We start from the raw sequence: 19978 nt of genomic DNA on the forward strand, positions 1-19978 counted from the left end.
GGAGCTATGTTGTCAAAAACTTCGGAATTATGAATCAGAATTATTTTTACCTTATTACCATTCAATATTTAGGTTTTCGCTATCATGGTTGGCAAAAACAACCAAAGCTTAAAACTGCACATTTGGCCATTGATAAGACCTTAAATTTCGTTTTTGAAAAGAATAAAAAATTCAAGACTCTGGCCGTAGGTAGGACCGATGCCATGGTATCTGCAACTGAAACGGCATTTGAACTGTTTATGGAGGAACCCATTTCAGAATTCGACGCATTTTTGGAATTGTTCAATTATTATTTGCCACAAGATGTGCGGGCATTGGCTATGACCGAAGTTTCAAAGGATTTTAATGTCATCCATAACGCAAAATTGAAGGAATATGTTTATTTGTTTGCCCATGGTCAGAAAGCACACCCGTTTTGTGCTTCTATCATGACCACATTTAGAGATGTCTTAGATATTGAGCTGATGACTAAAGGTGCCAAGCTCTTTGAGGGTACCCATAATTTTAAATCCTTTTGTTCTAAAATTTCCGAAAATGGGCTTTACACGAGAACCATATTCTCTTGTAATCTGGTAGAAAACGATATGTTCAGTGCCAGTTTTTTTCCGTCTGAGTCCTACCTACTTAAAGTGGAAAGCGAAGGTTTTGGTTATAACCAAGTGAGAACCATGATGGGAGCCTTAGTGAAATTAGGAATACATGAGTTCACTCTAGATGATATTGTCAAGAATTTGCAGCCAGAAAGTGTGGAGCAGATCGATTATATTGCTCCGGCTTCTGGATTGATCTTAAATAGAGTGGAATTTGAATAGTACGCCTTACGATGCGATATAGGATTTATTTTAACCAAGCTTTCGTGACAGCACGTTTTGAAAACCAAACCATAAATGCTGCAATAACAATAATGGTCAAGCTTAAAAAAATATCTCTTGGGTTAACAACAGTCAATACATAAAATTGCTGAAAGCCAACCGCAAGAAAAGAAATGATAAATAGCATATAGGCCCATCTTTTTCGTAGCAGTAAGGAGATACTTCCAAAAAGTCCAGCAAAGACTGCAATGGCAAACACTGAAATGTACCACATCGGAAGATCCCAAAATAATTTTTGGTTGTTATTTGAAATACCTGCAAGTTGCTCATCGCTCAAAAAAGCTTGCATAAGATAAATTGAAACGCCAAAAGCATTCCAGAGAAATGCGATGATGGCTACGATCCAAAAAAAGAGAGGGGGTTTGGTTGAAGACGAAAAATTCATAAACTATTGCGTTTTTAGTAATTGATAACACAACAATTTATGAATTTTATTTTTATGAACAGTAACTATTTTTTCTTTAAGACTCTTTGATAGTGAAATTTAATCTTCTATCACGTGAAGTACAGGGGTTTTATTGACCCATTTGCCGTTTTTTGATTCTCCTAAAACATACACTTCTTTTGTCAATTCATACTCTTTAATTGTACGAAGCATATGCTCTTTGGTATCTCTATGGATTTTAATTCCTGTTGTTTTACCTTTATTTCTTATTTCTATATACCAACCGTCTCTAAATTTGATCGGTCTTGTAGGTGGTCTTCCCATTTATATTAATTGTTTGAAGTATTAACTTGCATATTAAACAAAAAATTGCCAATAAGCAAACCTTAATTGAATTTTTCAAAAATAGACTGTTTTTATTGTAAATTGGCAAGAATGTGATAGTAATTCTATATTCATTAATTGAGCAATGCTATCAGGGAAAAAATCTCTACATTTAATGCATAAACGACTACAAGAAATTTCAAATAATGAAATCTAAAAGGAAAAAGAAGTCTTACAAAACTGTTAATCGCTCACCCGGTACGGTACATTACAGAGGCAAGAAGCAATCTACGGTAACGGCTATTGACATCATCAATTATAGCAAAGAAAACTACCATAAGCTTGAAGCTCAAGATGTAGAGAAAGCATTTCATTTTAAAGGAAATGATCAAGTTACTTGGATTAATGTTAACGGACTGAACAACACCACAGAAATTGAAAAGCTGGGCAATCATTATGACTTGCATCCATTAACCTTAGAAGATGTCGTTAATACAAACCATCGTCCTAAATTAGACGAGTTTGATGACTATTTATTTATCATCTTAAAAATGCTCTACTTCAAAAATGGGGATGATTTAATCTATGAGCAACTGAGTATAGTCGTGGGAGCGGATTATGTATTGACATTTCAGGAATCTGATGGCGATGTTTTTGATGATTTAAGAGAACGGATTTCAGCTGGTAAAGGTCGGGTGCGGAACTTAGGTTCGGATTATTTAATGTATGCACTCATGGATGCTGTTGTAGATAATTATTTGACGGTGATTGAAGCTTTTGGGGATAAAATTGAAGATATTGAAGATCTAATTTTTGAGACTGATACAGAAAATTCTCAAACGCCCAATACAATCCAAGCATTAAAACGTGAGGTTTTAAAAATTAGAAGGTCTGTATTTCCATTGCGTGAAGTCATTAACCGTCTCGATAAAATGGAGCACGCCATAATTGAAGAAAAAACCCATAATTTTTTGAGAGATTTATATGATCATATTGTTCAGGTCAATGAAAGTATTGAGGTATATAGAGAGATGGTTTGGAGTTTATTGGATATGTATATGACGATAATAAGCAATAAAATGAACGAAGTCATGAAAGTCCTGACCATTATGGCCTCTATTTTTATTCCATTGACTTTTATTGCAGGGGTCTACGGAATGAATTTTGACAATATTCCCGAACTACATTACAAATACAGCTATTTTATCCTTTGGGGTGTTATGATTCTAGTATTTATAGGAATGTTAGTCTATTTTCGAAAAAAGAAATGGCTTTAATATAATTTACCGCTTACACTACTTTCGTAAAAAAATGAAGACAAATTTGTGAAATATTTATTTTGAGCGTATATTATAGGAAATGCACACGATAACATCACCTTATATCCCAATACGCTATTTCAGACATTGAAAGTTTCTCAAACTTTTAAATAATCTTATACTTTTCCAAATAAAAACCTTTGGTATCCATCCAAAGACCCCACAATTGGAAACCCCATAGATCAATTGGTCGCTAGATCATTGAAAAATGAAAATTAGTAGGATAATTATTCTTAACATCTTCTCTAAAGATCAGAGTACAAAATCAACATAAATATTCATTAAATTAACAATAAAGCGCATTATATGAAAGACGAAATAAATAAATCCTTTGACTTATTATTGGATAAACTTGTAGGATGGATGAATTCCATTGTAGAAAGTCTTCCCAATTTAATATTGGCCACGATTGTACTTCTGGCCGCTTATTTTTTGTCTAAGTACGTCAGTAAGCTGACCATGAGATTAGTAGGGAGTAGGGTCAAGCAAAAATCGGTGAGCAATATTATTGCAAGATTGGTCACCGTAGTAGTCATTATGGTGGGTCTGTTTTTGGCACTGGGGATTTTAAACCTCTCTCAAACACTTACTTCTTTGATTACCGGTGCAGGTGTTCTTGGTTTGGTGATTGGTTTGGCCTTACAAGGTACGTTATCAAATATCATTTCTGGAATTGTCATTTCCTTCCGAGATAAAATTCAAATTGGTAATTGGGTAGAAACTAATGGCTTTACAGGGGAGATTATGGATATCAATCTGAAAAATCTGACTTTAAAAGAATCGGATAATAATATGGTGATGATTCCCAATAAAAACATTTTGGATAATCCCATGAAGAATTATTCATTAACACCTCATATCCGTGTAGACCTTTCTTGTGGCGTTGGCTATGAGTCGGATTTAGAGTTTGTGGAAAAGTTAACCAAAAATACCTTGGAAAAAACATTCGAAAAAATTGACGACAGCAAACCTGTGGAGTTCTTTTTTACTGAATTTGGAGACAGTTCTATAAATTTTAGATGTCGCTTCTGGGTTGAGGGCACTAAAAACGTCCACAAACTAAATGCAACCAATAAAGCTATGATTGCCATTAAAAAAGCCTTTGATGCGGAAGATATCAACATCCCATTCCCAATCAGGACCTTGCAATTTGATAATAAACTTGCTATGGAAAATAATGAGAATGAAAAGCAGGCCTGATCCATTCTAAAAATTTAAAATCTCGAATAGACCAACCTAAAGTCCCAATTGTATTGGGGCTTTTTCGTACATTTAAAACATTAAAATATATTTGATTATGCCCGAAACAAAGACATTCTCCAAAGATTTATTGGATTTTCTTAAACGATTAAAGGAAAATAATGATCGTGATTGGTTTGCTGACCACAAAGATGAGTTCAAAAAATTGGAAACAAGTGCAAAAAGTAAATTTAATGCGCTTTTTGAAACTCTAAAAACACATGATGATATTGATAGGGTTAAGATTTTTCGCATTTATAGAGACGTCAGGTTTTCAAAAAACAAAGCCCCATATAAAACACATTTCAGTGGCTCCTTCAGTAGAAGGAAACCAGAATTGCGAGGTGGCTATTACCTCCATATTCAACCCAATGATGAATCGTTCATTGCAGTTGGATTTTGGGATCCTTCCAAAGAGGATTTATTGCGAATAAGAAAGGAATTTGAAATGGACGACGAAGAAATCCGTACCATTATTGGCAACAAAACCTTCCACAATATTTGGGGAGATTTTACAGGTGATGCGCTAAAGACTGCACCTAAAGGCTTTGATAAAGAACATAATGCCATTGACTTAATCAGGAGGAAACAATTCATATTTACCAAACATTATACAGATGCACAAGTCCTTTCTTCTGGTTTTTTAGAAGAAGTGGATGTGGCCTTTAAAGCCGTGAGGCCTTATTTTGATTATATGAGTAGTGTTCTAAGCACTAATGTGAACGGGGAACCGCTTATATAACTTCAGTAATGGTAAAGCTATTGCCATTAAATTCAATCTGATCTCCCTTGGTTTTATTTTTTAGGAGCATGCCAATTGGAGAACCAGGTGAAATTGCAAAGACATTTAAGTGTTCATTCTCAATTTTTCCCGCACTGATAGAAATATAAAAATTATTGGCAGTCGTTTTGACCAAGCTCCCCAAAACAACGTTTTCAGAAACCAGATTAGGTCTGATCGTCTTTAAACTTTCCAACATTTTTTGGGCATCGGTCAAATGTTGAGAGTTTTTCTCTAAATCATTAAAAAGTTTTCCATTACCGGAATCATCATCTGGATCGCCACCTTTATCATTGCTCTCTATCGAGTCTTTGATGGTTTCAATCTCATTCTTATAATTGGTAATCCGCTTGTTGGCGTAATCAAAACAAGCTTGCAAAACATCACTTTTTATTTTCATATAACTTTTGCCATTTCCGGCTGAAATAGTTGGATATGACTAATCAAACGCTCTTTCACAAGATTCATCATGCGCTTGTTTAAGGCCGATGAATTCTCAATATAAACACCATACTCTTCAATTGTAAATTGACCAATGATCATTCCTTTAATTGAATTTCTGAACTTCATATCCTTATGTATAGCATTTTCGATATAGTCCAATTGTTTGGGCAAAGATAGCTCATAAAACACATTTTTGTGCTTTGTAATATAATTTTTAAATACGGCAATTATAAGTTCATTTTGCAGCTTAAGTAAAGGGCGTAACGTCCCATTTTGAAAACGCTCTTCAGTGCTCATTTCCTCATAGATTAAAGCAGTGGAAATGACAGGTCTAATCGTTAAGAGAGCGTCGGTTCTAGTGTTCATGGCTTTAAGTTTTAATAAAATTATGGATAATGCTTTTTATAAATCACCAATTTGAGAGATCTTGTCAACGGGTTTATTAACAATAGTATTATTCAATGATGCTTTAAGGAGATTCGATTCATTTAAACCTCTATTGAGTAACTATTGAACTACCTTTGGACTATATTTTAAAATTTACTTTCTGATTAGTTAAACCTCTGTCTAATCTTTTAAAGAATTATGCAAAACAAGGCAGGGTTTTATCAGTTAAAACGAAGGTCTAATCCTGAATAATTTTAAAAACAAAACTAAATACATATGAGATTTCATACACGAAAATGGGTAAAACCCGAAGATCTAAATCCTAACGGCACCTTATTTGGAGGGCAACTGTTAGCTTGGATAGATGAAGAAGCAGCACTATATACAGTAGTGCAACTTGAAAACCCAAAAATTGTAACAAAGCTTATTTCTGAGATAAATTTTATGAGTTCTGCCAGACAAGGTGATATTATTGAAATAGGAATGGAAGTTGTTAAATATGGTAACTCTTCTTTGATCTTGAAATGCGAAGCACGTAATATGATGACAAGAGAAACCATACTGACTGTAGATAATATTATTATGATCAATTTGGGGAGTGATGGCAAGCCTGCACCGCACGGTAAAACAGAAGTGGAATTTGTTAAAGATCGATTGAAATAGAAATATAGTTTTGGGTATTTTATATAAATAATGGGAAACCGTTAACAACCATTTTGTAGTATTAATCGTATATTTATTAAAGCCGGTGTCACATTTATTACAATGTAAAAAAACCGGAAATTAGACTGTTTATGGCAGCTTTACTTTTGTCGTTTTCGCTTTCTAAATCTTAGAAATTTAAGAGAATGATGATAGATGACAAACTTAAACTTGCAAGAACAACTTTATAAAACTTGAAATTATGAGAACTATAGTAAAATCGATCACACTATTATTTATGGTTGTTGCATTAGTAAGTTGCGAGGCGACAAGAAATGCAAACAATAAACAAAAAGGAACTGCAATTGGTGCAGGTAGCGGCGCCGTTATTGGTGGTGTTATCGGCAACAATGTGGGTAGTAAAAACAATTCGGCTTTAGGTGCTATTATAGGTGCTGTGGTAGGTGGTGTTGCAGGTAATTATATTGGCGACAATATGGACAAGCAAGCTGACCGGATTGAAGAGGAAATTCCAGGAGCTCAAGTAGAGCGTGTTGGCGAGGGTATTAATGTTGTTTTTGATGAAAGCAGTGGTGTTTATTTTGATACCAACAAATATAATATTAACGCTGCGTCTTCAGCAACACTTAGCAAGTTGGCAGGAATATTTAAAGAATATCCTGATACTGATGTTTTGGTGGAAGGACATACTGACAGTACGGGTCCAGATGATTTTAATATGACCCTGTCTAAACAGCGAGCGAAGGCTGTAACAACATTTTTATCAGGACAAGGCATTTCTTCCAGTCGATTCACGACCAATTGGTACGGTCCTAATCAACCTAAATACGATAATGCTACATCAGAAGGCAGAGCAAAAAACAGACGTGTAGAATTGGCCATTATTGCAAATGACAAAATGAAAAAAGAAGCACAAGAACAAGCTGGTAATTAAAACTTACCTTATTTATTACTAATAGAAAGCGGCCTTATTCGAAATGAATAGGGCCGCTTTTTATAGGTTTCTATTAGTCTTAATTTTTGGGAACTTCAAAAATTGATGGGGTCAATTCAAACAGCTCTAGGTCAAAATAGTTTATGGCTGAGAGAATATGATCAAAAATATCAGACATAATATATTCATAGTTCACCCAACGCTTATCGCTGCTAAACGCATAAATTTCTAAAGGAATTCCTTGAGAGGTCGGTTCCATCTGTCTTACCATAATAGTCATGTCTTTATTAATTCCGGAATGATTTTCAATATAAGTTTGGACATACTTTCTAAAAACACCTAAATTGGTCAGATTACGTCCGTTGATCAACGTTGTTTTGTCAATATTATGCTTGGTGTTATAATCCACCAATTCCTTTTGTTTTGTCTCGAGGTAAGTGGTGATGAGCTGGATCTTCTTTAAGTTTTCAATTTCATCATCCGTTAGGTAATGGATGCTTTTGGATTTGATCAAGATGGATCTTTTGATACGTCGGCCCCCTGAAGATTCCATACCGCGCCAATTTTTGAACGCTTCGGAAATAATGGCATAAGTTGGAATATTGGTGATTGTCTTATCAAAATTCTGCACTTGAACGGTTGAAAGATTGATTTCTATCACATCACCATCAGCACCATATTTATCCATGGTAATCCAATCACCAATCCGTAACGTGTCGTTAATGGCTACTTGAATACTTGCCACAAATCCTAAAATAGTATCTTTGAAAATCAATAGGAGAACTGCCGAGGCGGCACCAATAGTGGTAAAGAATTTCAAAAATGACAAGTCGATAAGGACGGCAAGACAAGAAGCCACACCTATAATCCAAACAAAGAGCATGACCACCTGAATATAACTGTCAATGGGTTTGTCTCTTAAACGCGGTAAGGTTTTGAAATAAGATTCTAAGGTGCGTAAAACACTTCTTAAAATCCAAATAGTCAATAAGATGCCATATACTTTGAGTCCGATAACCAAGAAAGCCTCAATTCTTGGATAATCAGAAAACACCAAAGGAAATAACCTAATGGTAATAAACAAAGGGACGAGATGTGCAATATTTCGGGGCGCTTTATGACTTACCAATAAATCATCAAACGTTGTTTTTGATCGTGAGGCAAATTTTGTAAAAGCTTTTACCAATAACCTTCTGGCAATAACATCTGAAATGAAAATCAGAATTCCCAAGATAAACATCAACGTGAGCAAATTAAAAAACTTTGCCCAGTCCTCCGTAAGACCGAGATTATAATATATATCGTAAAAAAAATGATTGTATAGAAACATTATACAGCTGTTTTCAAATACTTTCTCTCAACATAAAAGGTAGCGAACGGAATTAAAGATGCTAACAAAACAATCCCTAAAGTTTTGAAAGACCATTTTAATTTAGAACCTACCAAAAGAGCCAATAGAACATAGGCTATAAACAATAGACCGTGACCCATCCCTATGGGGTAGAGCAAGGTTTTATAAAGTTCAGGATAAAAGGGTTTAATGAGAAGCATATTGCCAAACAATACCAAGTAGGAAATACCTTCTAAAATGGCGACTGCCTTAAAGCTTTTAATTAGTGTAAACATGAATACTTAAATTTTATGCAAAAATACCCATGAAATCCTATAATAACTAGTTTTTAACGAGAAATTAATGAATATCAAAACAGCTGCAAAGAAGCACATTACTTTTTCTATAACGTACCTGACTGCCCCAATTGAAATGTTATCGGAGGATTAACCTTTGTCCGGTTTTGATATGTAAAGCCACTCCATATGATCCTGATTTTGGACTAATTTAATTCGGGAAAATCCGTTTTTTTCATAAAAGTGTTGAAGATAATCTTCTTCTGTAAGCAAAAAATAGTTTTGCCTAGGGTTTTCAGATTTCAATTGGTTTAACCAAAAAGTACCCAAATTCTTATTCCGCTGGTGTTCTGCAATCCAAATAAATCCCAAATACAAATAGCCCTCGTCAAAATAAGGCTTTGCTTCAGTTTCAAAATATTCAAATTGAGGTGGCGATTTGGAAAAAACAATCCCACCTCCAATAATTGTGCAATGATTTTCTATAATATAGATTTTGGCAGAATTTTTATGAGTTTTCCAAAAAGGAACAATCTCGACCTGCCAATTTTCAGGAAGTAGGTTGAAGAATTGCTCAGGGTTATTTTTTAATTCTCTAAATGTAAACGCATCCATCTCTACTTATAATAAGCCCCATGACCATAATCGGTCTGAATCCTCAAACCATCTATCGCCAATATCAGTTCTATAATACCCATTGTTGACAATCACAGAGTGTATTCTATTGTTCATCATTTTTTGGGCATCGCGCATGGTAATTCCCGTTCCTGTCACTAAAAGCGCAATTCCGGTATTTCCTGTAATCAACCATTCCTCATTGACTTTTTTCAAGTGCATCGGGTGGATCCCTTCCTTCAAATCCTTTTTAAAAACAACAACGGCATCTTTTGAAAACAATTCGAAAGTCTTTTTGTCGTCATAAGGAAAAGGAGGGACCACAATAAAAGCACCAACCTGAAAGCCTTTTTTAGTAGCGATTTGAAAATTTTGGCCAGAAGCTACTTTATAGAGCATTTCTCCAATAGGCTCCGTAATGCCGGCACGTTGAATAAAGATTTGAGGATAACCAAAGCGGGAGGTAAATTCTAAAGGATAAATGCCATTCCCATTGACAATGCAGTTGATATCAATATGACCTAAAAACTTTTGCTTGGCTAAGGTAGCTTCAAATTTTTTCAAAGTAGCATCAAAAACAGGAGACTTGTTGACCCAAAACATGCTGGAGCCCATCTCTCCTGTTGAAACGCCCAGTTCTTTTGGAAATAGTTTCTTATGTTCAAAAGTGATGTTGTAAGGTTTTAAAAACTCTTTTCCGTTGAAAAAAGACGATACAGAAATTTCAACACCTTTTACCTTTTTCTGTAGCTGAAAGTTCCCAAAATCATCGCCCCATGATTTATCATAAGCTTTCAAGACCCTAATAACGTCTAATCCTTCATCATCACTGCCCACAAATAATAATTGTTTAAGCTCTTGAGTCTCGCCCGAAGGTTTGATTACATAAGCGTCTGGATGTTTTTCAACATAGGAAATAGCGTCCTGAAAACTTACAAACTCTTCAAATGGCAGCGTTTTGATTTTATGTTTCTTTAACTCCGTTTGACCAAAGTTCCGATCTAATTCAAGAAGGTCTGTGTAGACGCTTCCCCCAAAAACAATTTTTCCTGAAGCTCTTAATGCTTCGCATTCCTTTCCAAAACCGGTATAATCAAAGATTAGAATATCTGCCCAATCACTATGTTTTTTCCAGTCTTTAACTCTTTTGACAAACCCAGTTCCAATTTCTTTGGAGCCCTTATCTTCAATATACAATTTAACGGTGTTGCCTTCACTTTGGGTGGCATAGGCAATATCTAGAATTTCTCCCCAGCGGGAAATAAACAAGAAGTTTTTTGGTAGGCTATTCTGCTTTTTCAAAGTGTTTTTTTGAGGAATTTGATTCTACGAAATTAGTTTTTTTTTGGTTTCAAAATCATTTTTAAATGAAAAAAGACCGTTATTTCTAACAGTCTTTTTTCGGATTAATTAATCAACTTCAAATGCTATTCATTCGAGCCCATTAATGCAAAGAATTTATCTAAGTTTGGAAGAATTACAATACGTGTTCTTCTGTTTTTTGCTCGGTTGTCATTAGTGTCGTTTTCTGCAAGAGGCTTGAAGGAACTTCTTCCTGAAGCAATCAATTTCTCTGGAGCAACACCATAATCGTCTACTAGTTTTCTAACCACTGAAGTTGCACGTAACACACTTAAATCCCAGTTATCAGCAATTTTACTTGTTTTAATGCTTCTTGAATCTGTGTGACCTTCAACCATTACTTCAACACTAGGTTCAGAATTGATAACATTGGCCAATTTTTGTAAAATGTCATTTGCCTTATTACTTACTCTGTAGCTTGCCGTGTTAAAAAGCATCTTGTCTGAAATTGAAATCATGACAACAGTTTCATTGATGTCAATTGAAATATCTTCATCTTCATTTAGATTACTGCTATCCATAGACTTGTTTAAGTTGTAAGACAATGCAAGATTCATTGAATCTTTTAGAGTTTTAGCTTCAGCAAGTTTAGAAGCGTCTATGTTTTGTAATGTCTTACGCATTGCTTTTTTTGTATCGTTAGAAATTACTGCAACATTGTCAACATTAACGAGCATGGCATCATTTTCCTCTGTAAGCGAATTGATTTTTTTATTGTAGTTGTCAACTCTTGCTTGGATTGCTGAAAATTTATTTTCCAAATCTTCTTTTTCTACTCGAGTTTTAGTAAGCTCACTTTTAATCTGACCGTTTTCTTGTTCTAAAGCGACATATTTCTTCTTAGAAACACATGACGACAACATTATAGCGGTAATTAAAACAATTGAAATTTTTTTCATAATATTAATTTATTGGTTTAGTATATGTACGGACTTCCTCACATTATAGACGTTAGTCCATCTCACATTTTAGATTATTTTAACATTTGGATACTGATAGAGTCAGATTAGGTGGGAGTTATATAATGACCAGAATAATATTCGTTAGAGTGATCTCTAGAAAAGCCCAATATCAGAACAGCTCCATTTAATAATTTTTGGTTTAACATATGACGAAAGCAATTGAGATTTGTGAAATTAAACGCTCTTTTACGCTGTTGCATTATCTTCATCTTTAGTTCCGTTTTCATCTTTCTCCAATCGTATAGGGAATCCTTTTTCTCCACCATACAATTTAATTTCTTGAATATCTGCCGGTAAGTAATAACCATCCTTTTCTAAGGCTTCTTTAATGTTTCTGACGACATTTCCTTTTGTAATCAAGGCCATTCTTCTAAAATCCTTGGTATCTACCCAAAAGAATACTTTTAAGTTTACCGTACTTGTGGCCAATTCATCTTCAATCACAAAATTCTCGTGTTCTTCATCTTCAATGACGTTGGGCTCTTTTTTTAAGGTTTCCATTATCGTTTGTTTGGCCCCTTCTATATTATCTTCATAAGCAATGCCAATTACAAAATCCCATCTGTAAAAACCATCTTCGGTAAAGTTGGTCACGGGCTTCGTCAAGACATCACTGTTTGGAATATAAACATCCTTACCATCAAAGGTTTTAAGTTTCGTATATCGAAATTCTAAATTTTTAACCTTGCCAAAGTTATCTCCAATTTCTACGGTGTCGTTCACGTCAAATGGTCTATTAAAGGCTAGGATGACCCCCGCAATAAAGTTTTCACCTATATCCTTAAAAGCAAATCCCAAAATCAAGGCGCTGGCTCCTGCAGCCGTTAAGATGGCTGTTGCAATAGCTCCCAATCCTGCTGCTCTCAAGGCTACCATAATAGCAAATACAATTAAGATATATTTTATAGCTTGTCCCAAAAATTTACTCATCAGAGGGTCGTGGGTTCTGGCATTAATACGGTTTCTTGCAAATTGGCCGATCCATTTTGCAATTAGAGATCCTAAAACAACAATAAGAATGCCCATACCTATCCCTGGCAATTGGTCAATGAAATTATTGTAAAAATTGATAAAAGAATCCGAAACGGTTTTTGGGTCAGTTTGCATATAGTGTTTGATAACTGGGTTAGCTGATATAATTGATGACCATAGTCACTATATTATTACTTGGATGGCTGTTCGCTTCCATTTTCTTCCAATGCATCATTACCAGGTCCTCCTTGACTGTAAAGCTGATTTTCTTCATCTTTAAGTTTCTTTTGTGATAAATCTTCTGGTAGAGTACGTCCTGGAATATCTAAATCTTTGCCTTCAAAATCCACTGGTCGAGATCTATGATCAGCATCCAATTGGGAATCATCGCCACCATCAGTTCTTAAATTTTTATTTTTTCCACCTAATACATCCTTATCATGCTCTGTTATATTTGAATCATAGGTTTGATTCTTCTTTTGATCTTTTTTATTGTTTTCCATAATTATGAGTTATAAGATTCAACTTGAATTTTCAATGTACATCAAATTAAAAGCTAGGGTTGACCGATTTGAAACGAATCTTGATCCGAATAAGAATAGTTGGTGATGCGCACTCTTTTGAAGCAGATGGGTTCATATTAAATGCTGTAGGAGCAATCATTACCTATTTATTAACCTAATTTTGAGAAAATCAGATAACTTAAATCCTTTAGCCATGTTTTTCAACCGTGGCGTACTGAATCCTTAAAAGGATATATCTGAATCTAAAAAATATCGTATTAATGATATTTAAATCTCATTCAAAATTATATTTAGAAGATGTCCAAACAACCATTATTAACACCCTATTCATTAAACGAATTAAAATTACCCAATAGAATAGTCATGGCGCCAATGACGCGCAGTCGTGCCGACAATCCTGAAAATGCACCAACAGAAGATCTGCATGTTCCTTATTATACCCAACGCGCCACCGCGGGATTGATCATTACTGAAGGTTCACAGGTGTCCAAAAATGCTGTAGGCTATATCCATACCCCAGGGATCCATTCAAAAGCGCAGGTGGAAGGCTGGAAGAAGGTCACCACAGCGGTGCATGAAGCTGGCGGTCGGATTTTTATTCAATTATGGCATGTAGGCCGAATGTCGCATCCAGATTTTCATAACGGCGATTTGCCCTTGGCACCTTCAGCCATCAATCCTAATTCAAAATCCTTTACACCTGAAGGCTTCAAGGCAACCGTCACCCCAAAGGAAATGACGTTGGAAGATATTAAAATAACCATTTTAGATTTCCAAAATGCAGCCAAAAATGCTGTTGAAGCTGGATTTGATGGTGTAGAAATTCATTCATCCAACGGTTATTTGTTCCATCAATTTTTTAACGGCACAAGCAATCATCGCCAAGATGACTATGGTGGAAGTATTGAAAACAGAGCACGTTTTTTCTTTGAAACTTTAGATGCCATTGCCCAGGTCATTCCTCAGAACAGGATTGGTGCGCGATTTAATCCATCACTACATAATATTTTTGGAATGACCATGGATAAAGAAACCATTCCAACATTTGATTATATCATTGAAAAGTTGGACAAAAACTATGATTTGGCCTACATCCATTTATCAGAACCCTTTAATGATGTTTCTGATGTTGCATTTGCAGAACCGCATATTGCAAAGCGCTACCGTCCAAAATATAATGGAACGTTAATGATAAGCACAGGGTTTGACCAAGATTCCGGCAACAAAGTCATTGAAGACGATGATGCCGATTTGGTGTCTTTCGCTAAACTATACATCTCCAATCCTGATTTAGTAGGTCGGTTCAGAGAGCATCTTGCAACGACGCAATGGAATTCAGACACCTTTTATACCCAAGGAAAAGAAGGTTATACCACCTACCAATCAAAAACAAACAATTTAATTATAAATTCATAAGACATGAGTACTACAGATAAAAAGAAAAATTTTGCAACTATTAATCCTACTTCTGAAGAAGAGATTAAAACCTATACCTACATGACTAACAACGAGGCTGAAAAAGCGGTTGAGAAATGTCATAGCGCATATTTAAAATGGCGACAAACCCCCATTAAGGATCGTGCAAAAATTATTAAAGCAATAGGTAAGGAACTAATGAACCAAAAAGATGAATTGGCAGCATTGATGACCGAGGAAATGGGCAAGCTCCTACGACAAGGCCATCAAGAAGTTGAATTATGTGCCGGAATCTGTGAATTTACGGCTACAGAAGGTTTGAATGTTCTGAAAGATGAAGAACGTGAGTTGAACGATGGAGGCAAAGGAATCATTACCTATTCACCGATTGGCGTAATTTACGGCATTCAACCTTGGAACTTCCCAGCGTACCAAGTCATCCGTTATTCTATTTCAAATTTGATGGCTGGTAATGGGATCTTACTTAAACACGCTGAAAATGTTACTGGTTCTGCACTTTTGCTTCAAACAATTTATGAAACTGCTGGGTTGCCCAAGGATTTATTTAAAGTTTTAATCATAGATCATGACCAATCCGATTTAATTATTGAAAACGATCTGGTACAAGGTGTTACTTTAACTGGAAGTTCTGATGCTGGACGGATAATAGCCAAAAAAGCTGGTGAAGTATTGAAGAAAACCGTTTTAGAATTAGGTAGTAATGATGCCTACTTAGTATTGGAAGATGCTGATGTGGCCATGGCGGCCAAAACCTGTGTGCAAGGACGCGTTTATAATAACGGTGAAACCTGTGTTGCGGCGAAACGTTTTATCGTTACTGAAAAAGTATATGACGACTTTAAAACTGCGTTTTTGGAAGGTATGAAAGCGGTCGTAACTGGAGATCCAACAGAAAAATCTTCTAAAATGGGTCCTATTGCACGTAAGGACTTGCGCGAAACCCTTCATGAGCAAGTTGAAAAAAGTGTGGAAAAAGGCGCTAAAATTATTTTGGGAGGAAAAATGCCAAGTGGAAAAGGTTATTTCTATCCTGCTACAGTTTTGGAAAATGTCAAACCAGGACAACCTGCCTATGATGATGAATTGTTCGGTCCCGTGGCGTCTTTAATAAAAGCAAAAGATAATGACGATGCGATGCGGATTGCCAATGACAGTAGATTTGGTTTGGGTGGCGGCATCTTTTCAAAAGATGAGAATAAAGCAATCGAACTGGCGCAAAAATACTTTGATACAGGAATAATAAACATCAATTCCTTCGGATTGGCCAATCCTAATATGCCTTTTGGAGGCATTAAGAATTCCGGATTTGGAAGGGAGCATGGCGGTTTTGGAATGCGGGAATTTATCAATGCAAAATCCATTATGATTCCTAAGAAGAAATAAAACAGTATTTTGTAAAAACACAATAAAATTATAGAAGTGGTTATGGAACAAATAACCGCTTCAACAGTTAAAATTAAGTTGAACACTAAAATCTATAATTATGAAATTTGATAGAACAGCAAAAGCCCACTGGGAAGGTGGCGGAAAAGACGGAAAAGGAACCTTATCAACTGAGAGTGGGGTTTTAAAAGAATCGCCATATGCATTTAAAACTCGTTTTGAAGATGCCGTTGGTACCAATCCGGAAGAATTGATTGGAGCAGCCCACGCGGGATGTTTTACGATGCAATTGAGCTTTTTTATTGTAGAAGAAGGCTTTAAGGCAGAACGATTGGATACCAATGCCAAAGTCTATTTTGAAGATGGTAGCATTCCTAAAATCGAACTGGAACTTAAAGGGAAAGTCCCAGGCATGGATGAAAGTAAATTTAAGGACATCGCTAACAAAGCCAAGGAAAACTGTCCCGTATCAAAACTCTTGAATGCTGATATCACTTTAAAAACAACCTTTGAGAGTTAGGACTATAAAATTTTTCAGATAGAATAGTCTAAGAATGAATCAATAAATACAACAAAATGAATACAACTATAAAAGCCTTTGGAGCCGAAAATGCCAAAGCAGATTTAAAACCAATGGATATTGAGCGCAGAGCCTGTAGCGATGATGATGTAAAAATTGACATTACCTATTGCGGTGTTTGCCATAGTGATATCCATACCGTCAGGAATGATTGGAAAAACTCAAAATACCCAGTAGTTCCTGGTCATGAAATAATAGGACGCATTTTGGAAGTTGGTAAAAATGTGAGCCACTTTAAAAAAGGCGATTTGGTTGGGGTTGGCTGTATGGTGGATTCATGTCAGGAATGTTCTGCTTGTAAAGAGGATCTGGAACAATTTTGTGAAAAGGGCATGGTGGGTACCTATAATGGCAAAGACAAACATTTAGGTGGACATACCTTTGGTGGCTATTCTACTTCTATAACAGTCAATAAGGAATTTATTTTAACCATTCCTGAAAATATTGATGAAAAAGGAGCCGCACCTTTATTATGTGCAGGAATTACCACGTGGTCGCCTTTGCGCACTTGGAACGTCAAAAAAGGCGATAAAGTAGGCGTAATTGGATTGGGTGGTTTAGGACACATGGGCGTAAAATTTGCCAATGCCCTAGGGGCGCATGTTGTAATGATTACAACCTCTCCTGACAAGGCAAAAGACGCGAAAGCCCTGGGTGCTCATGAAGTTCTTATTTCAAAAGATGAAGACGACATGAAAAAGCACAAGAACAGTTTTGATTTTATATTAAACACCATTCCGGTTGGTCATGAGATGGACCCATATATTGCGCTATTAAAGCGCGACGCTACTATGGTGCTTGTAGGTGCCGTTGAGCCTTTGAAGCCATTTCATGGCGGTGGACTTATTGGTGGACGCAAGCGCATTGCGGGATCTTTAATTGGTGGGATCAAAGAAACTCAAGAGATGTTGGATTTTTGTGGAAAACATAATATCGTTTCAGATATTGAACTCATTGATATGAAGGATATTAATAAAGCTTATAAACGGGTTATCGACTCAGATGTCAAATACCGATTTGTCATTGATATGGCATCTTTGAAAAATTAAATAAGACTTTAAAATAAGATTATTTAAAGAGGCGTGTAAGCGCCTCTTTTCTTATTTTTGCGCATTCTTTTTTATAAAATCCCAACACCATTTAACCATGAGTAGTTCAAAAAACACACTCTTTATCATACTCGCTTTCTTCTCCATTTATGTGATATGGGGCTCGACTTATTTATTAAATAAGATTGCGGTATCTGAACTGCCTCCGTTTATGTTAGCTTCCATCCGGTTTATGACTGCAGGCCTTCTCATTTTTGTCATTGCAAAACTGATGGGAAAATCGTTATCCATCACAAAAAAACAGCTGGTTAATGTGTTCATTGCCGGTTTTTTATTTTTGACCATAGGTAATGGGGTCATCGTTTGGGCTTTGAAGTATGTAGACAGCGGATTTGCAGCCTTGGAAATATCAGCACAACCTTTAGTGGTATTAGTTTTGATGCGGGTATTTCAAGGAAAAAAAATTAAGGCCATGTCCATTTTGGGAGTGATTCTTGGGATTATAGGTATCTTCTTATTAGTCAGTCAAAACGAAGTGGTCAGTAAAGAAGGTTCAATTGTTGGCATGGTCATGATTTTCTTTTGTATGGTGAGTTGGGCATCCGGAAGTCTGTTTGTAGGAAATGCTGATCTGCCCAGTAATTATTTTGTCAATACCGGCTATCAAATGCTTGCGGGAGGATTTATGTTAGTCATTGGAAGTTTGTTATTTGGAGAAGTTTGGAGTTTACCCAATACGTGGAGCGAAGAAGTACAATGGTCTATGGTATTATTAATTATTTTTGGAAGTATTGTAGCCTTCACTTCTTTTAATTTTCTTCTCAAAAAAGTCTCCCCAGATAAAGTGGCCACCTCTACGTATGTCAATCCTATTATCGCCTTGTTATTGGGATGGTATTTTTTAAACGAAGTCATTACCACACAGTCCATAATTGCTGCAATAGTATTGTTAACAGGCGTATATTTTATTAACACCAAAAAGAAATTAGTCATTTTTGCAAGGTTCCGTAAGTAGAAATTAAATATCTTTAAGCTTTAATTTGCCATGGATAAACATTCACTTCTAGAAACACAAAGTCGCATTTTGCCGTATGTTCACAATACACCAATCCTAACATCGCATTTGTTGGATGATTTAGCAGGGGCAAAGCTGTTTTTTAAATGTGAAAATTTTCAAAAAATGGGTGCTTTTAAAATGCGCGGTGCCGTTAATGCCATTATGCAGCTTACTAAAGCGCAGCAGGAGCGGGGTGTGGTGACCCATTCTTCAGGGAATTTCGCTCAGGCATTATCGTTGGCGGCAAGAAATTTGGGAGTAACTGCTTATATCGTCATGCCCACTAATGCGCCCAAAGTTAAGAAGGAAGCGGTGTTGGGGTATGGTGGCATTATTACCGATTGCGAACCAAATATTCAAGCGCGGGAACAGGCTGCAACCCAAATTGTGGAGAAAAAAGGAGCAACTTTTATTCATCCTTCCAATGATCTCAATGTCATTTTGGGCAATGCCACGTCGGCTATGGAACTTCTTGAAGCACAGCCAGATTTGGATTTTGTTGTAAGTCCGGTGGGCGGCGGCGGATTGATTGCGGGTACAGCTTTGGCAACCCATTATTTTGGACAGAAGTGTGTAGTGATTGGCGGAGAACCCCTAGTTGCAGATGATGCCTACCGATCATTAAAAACGGGAAAGATAGAATCGAACGATTCAGCGCATACCATCGCAGATGGTTTAAGGACGCAACTGGGCGATATCAATTTTCCTATTATTCAAAAGTATGTAGATCATATTATCCGTGTGGAAGAGGACGAAATTTTGAGAGCTATGAAATTACTCTGGGAACGTTTGAAGATTGTAGTCGAACCCTCAAGTGCAGTGGCTTTTGGTGCGGTTTTAAAAGACAAATCCTATTTTAAGGATAAATCCGTTGGAATTATTCTTTCCGGTGGTAACGTAGATCTTGACACCATAAAATTCTCTTAAATCGGCAAACCCTTTGTCGGCGAAAATTGACGTTGGTATAATCACTTTACCTTTTAACGTTTAATTTAAGCGTTCATATAATTTTTTGTCGTTAAGGCGATTCAATCTGTTAATTTTGAAGCAATTAATAATTGTT

At 36.0% G+C, this 19978-nt stretch carries 23 protein-coding genes; 12 read left to right on the plus strand and 11 right to left on the minus strand.

What is annotated here, in order from left to right; translation table 11 throughout:
* The first annotated feature begins 29 nt into the window (after positions 1–29).
* A complete protein-coding gene (locus G525_RS0114450; protein ID WP_035479774.1) occupies positions 30–812 on the plus strand; it encodes a tRNA pseudouridine synthase A in 783 nt (260 codons plus the stop codon).
* A gap of 25 nt (positions 813–837) precedes the next feature.
* On the opposite strand, the gene G525_RS0114455 is transcribed toward G525_RS0114450, so the two are convergent.
* On the minus strand, positions 838–1257 hold the full coding sequence (locus G525_RS0114455) for a hypothetical protein (RefSeq protein ID WP_027126797.1): 420 nt from the start codon (positions 1255–1257) through the stop codon (positions 838–840).
* A gap of 99 nt (positions 1258–1356) precedes the next feature.
* Positions 1357–1581 (minus strand): hypothetical protein, encoded by a 225-nt coding sequence (locus G525_RS0114460; protein WP_027126798.1) that lies wholly within the window; start codon positions 1579–1581, stop codon positions 1357–1359.
* A 206-nt stretch (positions 1582–1787) separates the two neighbouring features.
* On the opposite strand from G525_RS0114460, the gene corA reads away from it, so the two are divergent.
* The 3 genes from corA to G525_RS0114475 all read left to right on the plus strand — a co-directional run bounded on the left by corA (position 1788) and on the right by G525_RS0114475 (position 4881).
* Positions 1788–2858: a magnesium/cobalt transporter CorA gene (corA, locus tag G525_RS0114465; RefSeq protein ID WP_027126799.1), complete on the plus strand. Its 1071-nt coding sequence runs from the start codon at positions 1788–1790 to the stop codon at positions 2856–2858.
* Between the two features lie 348 nt (positions 2859–3206).
* Complete coding sequence (locus tag G525_RS0114470) at positions 3207–4100, plus strand: mechanosensitive ion channel family protein (protein WP_027126800.1); 894 nt, start codon at positions 3207–3209, stop codon at positions 4098–4100.
* 97 nt (positions 4101–4197) lie between these two features.
* Positions 4198–4881, plus strand: a complete 684-nt coding sequence (locus tag G525_RS0114475) for a DUF2461 domain-containing protein (protein WP_027126801.1) — start codon at positions 4198–4200, stop codon at positions 4879–4881.
* Here the strand turns inward: G525_RS0114475 and G525_RS21105 are convergent.
* Together G525_RS21105 and G525_RS0114485 are read right to left on the minus strand one after the other, a co-directional pair.
* Complete coding sequence (locus G525_RS21105; protein WP_035479777.1) at positions 4874–5320, minus strand: hypothetical protein; 447 nt, start codon at positions 5318–5320, stop codon at positions 4874–4876. The genes G525_RS0114475 and G525_RS21105 overlap by 8 nt on opposite strands.
* On the minus strand, positions 5317–5730 hold the full coding sequence (locus tag G525_RS0114485) for a hypothetical protein (RefSeq protein WP_027126802.1): 414 nt from the start codon (positions 5728–5730) through the stop codon (positions 5317–5319). Before G525_RS0114485 ends, G525_RS21105 begins: the two co-directional genes overlap by 4 nt.
* 297 nt (positions 5731–6027) lie before the next feature.
* On the opposite strand from G525_RS0114485, the gene G525_RS0114490 reads away from it, so the two are divergent.
* Both G525_RS0114490 and G525_RS0114495 read left to right on the plus strand, forming a co-directional pair.
* Positions 6028–6414 (plus strand): acyl-CoA thioesterase, encoded by a 387-nt coding sequence (locus tag G525_RS0114490; RefSeq protein WP_027126803.1) that lies wholly within the window; start codon positions 6028–6030, stop codon positions 6412–6414.
* 241 nt (positions 6415–6655) lie between these two features.
* Complete coding sequence (locus G525_RS0114495) at positions 6656–7348, plus strand: YiaD family glycine zipper/OmpA-like lipoprotein (protein WP_027126804.1); 693 nt, start codon at positions 6656–6658, stop codon at positions 7346–7348.
* A gap of 79 nt (positions 7349–7427) precedes the next feature.
* On the opposite strand, the gene G525_RS0114500 is transcribed toward G525_RS0114495, so the two are convergent.
* The 7 genes from G525_RS0114500 to G525_RS0114530 all read right to left on the minus strand — a co-directional run bounded on the left by G525_RS0114500 (position 7428) and on the right by G525_RS0114530 (position 13388).
* Positions 7428–8678 carry a mechanosensitive ion channel family protein gene (locus G525_RS0114500; protein ID WP_027126805.1) on the minus strand — a complete coding sequence of 417 codons (1251 nt, stop codon included), beginning with the start codon at positions 8676–8678 and terminating at the stop codon, positions 7428–7430.
* Entirely contained in the window at positions 8678–8974 is a 297-nt protein-coding gene (locus G525_RS0114505; protein WP_027126806.1) for a DUF3817 domain-containing protein, read from the minus strand. The genes G525_RS0114500 and G525_RS0114505 overlap by 1 nt, the downstream gene beginning before the upstream one ends.
* 150 nt (positions 8975–9124) lie before the next feature.
* Positions 9125–9589, minus strand: coding sequence for a GNAT family N-acetyltransferase (locus G525_RS0114510; protein ID WP_027126807.1), 465 nt, complete (start codon positions 9587–9589; stop codon positions 9125–9127).
* A 6-nt stretch (positions 9590–9595) separates the two neighbouring features.
* Positions 9596–10891: a phosphoribosylamine--glycine ligase gene (locus G525_RS0114515; RefSeq protein WP_027126808.1), complete on the minus strand. Its 1296-nt coding sequence runs from the start codon at positions 10889–10891 to the stop codon at positions 9596–9598.
* 125 nt (positions 10892–11016) lie between these two features.
* Positions 11017–11850 (minus strand): OmpA/MotB family protein, encoded by an 834-nt coding sequence (locus G525_RS0114520; RefSeq protein WP_027126809.1) that lies wholly within the window; start codon positions 11848–11850, stop codon positions 11017–11019.
* A gap of 249 nt (positions 11851–12099) precedes the next feature.
* Positions 12100–13020: a mechanosensitive ion channel family protein gene (locus tag G525_RS0114525; protein WP_027126810.1), complete on the minus strand. Its 921-nt coding sequence runs from the start codon at positions 13018–13020 to the stop codon at positions 12100–12102.
* Between the two features lie 56 nt (positions 13021–13076).
* A complete protein-coding gene (locus tag G525_RS0114530; protein WP_027126811.1) occupies positions 13077–13388 on the minus strand; it encodes a hypothetical protein in 312 nt (103 codons plus the stop codon).
* A gap of 318 nt (positions 13389–13706) precedes the next feature.
* On the opposite strand from G525_RS0114530, the gene G525_RS0114535 reads away from it, so the two are divergent.
* The 6 genes from G525_RS0114535 to G525_RS0114560 all read left to right on the plus strand — a co-directional run bounded on the left by G525_RS0114535 (position 13707) and on the right by G525_RS0114560 (position 19842).
* Positions 13707–14825 carry an alkene reductase gene (locus G525_RS0114535; RefSeq protein ID WP_027126812.1) on the plus strand — a complete coding sequence of 373 codons (1119 nt, stop codon included), beginning with the start codon at positions 13707–13709 and terminating at the stop codon, positions 14823–14825.
* Between the two features lie 3 nt (positions 14826–14828).
* Positions 14829–16229 (plus strand): NAD-dependent succinate-semialdehyde dehydrogenase, encoded by a 1401-nt coding sequence (locus tag G525_RS0114540; RefSeq protein WP_027126813.1) that lies wholly within the window; start codon positions 14829–14831, stop codon positions 16227–16229.
* A gap of 100 nt (positions 16230–16329) precedes the next feature.
* Positions 16330–16749 carry an OsmC family protein gene (locus G525_RS0114545; RefSeq protein ID WP_027126814.1) on the plus strand — a complete coding sequence of 140 codons (420 nt, stop codon included), beginning with the start codon at positions 16330–16332 and terminating at the stop codon, positions 16747–16749.
* Positions 16750–16805: 56 nt separating this feature from the next.
* Positions 16806–17858: an NAD(P)-dependent alcohol dehydrogenase gene (locus G525_RS0114550; protein WP_027126815.1), complete on the plus strand. Its 1053-nt coding sequence runs from the start codon at positions 16806–16808 to the stop codon at positions 17856–17858.
* A 97-nt stretch (positions 17859–17955) separates the two neighbouring features.
* Positions 17956–18873, plus strand: a complete 918-nt coding sequence (locus G525_RS0114555) for an EamA family transporter (RefSeq protein ID WP_027126816.1) — start codon at positions 17956–17958, stop codon at positions 18871–18873.
* Positions 18874–18903: 30 nt separating this feature from the next.
* Entirely contained in the window at positions 18904–19842 is a 939-nt protein-coding gene (locus tag G525_RS0114560; RefSeq protein WP_027126817.1) for a pyridoxal-phosphate dependent enzyme, read from the plus strand.
* The last annotated feature ends 136 nt before the right edge of the window (positions 19843–19978 follow it).

This window comes from Gelidibacter mesophilus DSM 14095 (assembly GCF_000423005.1).
GTDB lineage: Bacteria > Bacteroidota > Bacteroidia > Flavobacteriales > Flavobacteriaceae > Gelidibacter > Gelidibacter mesophilus.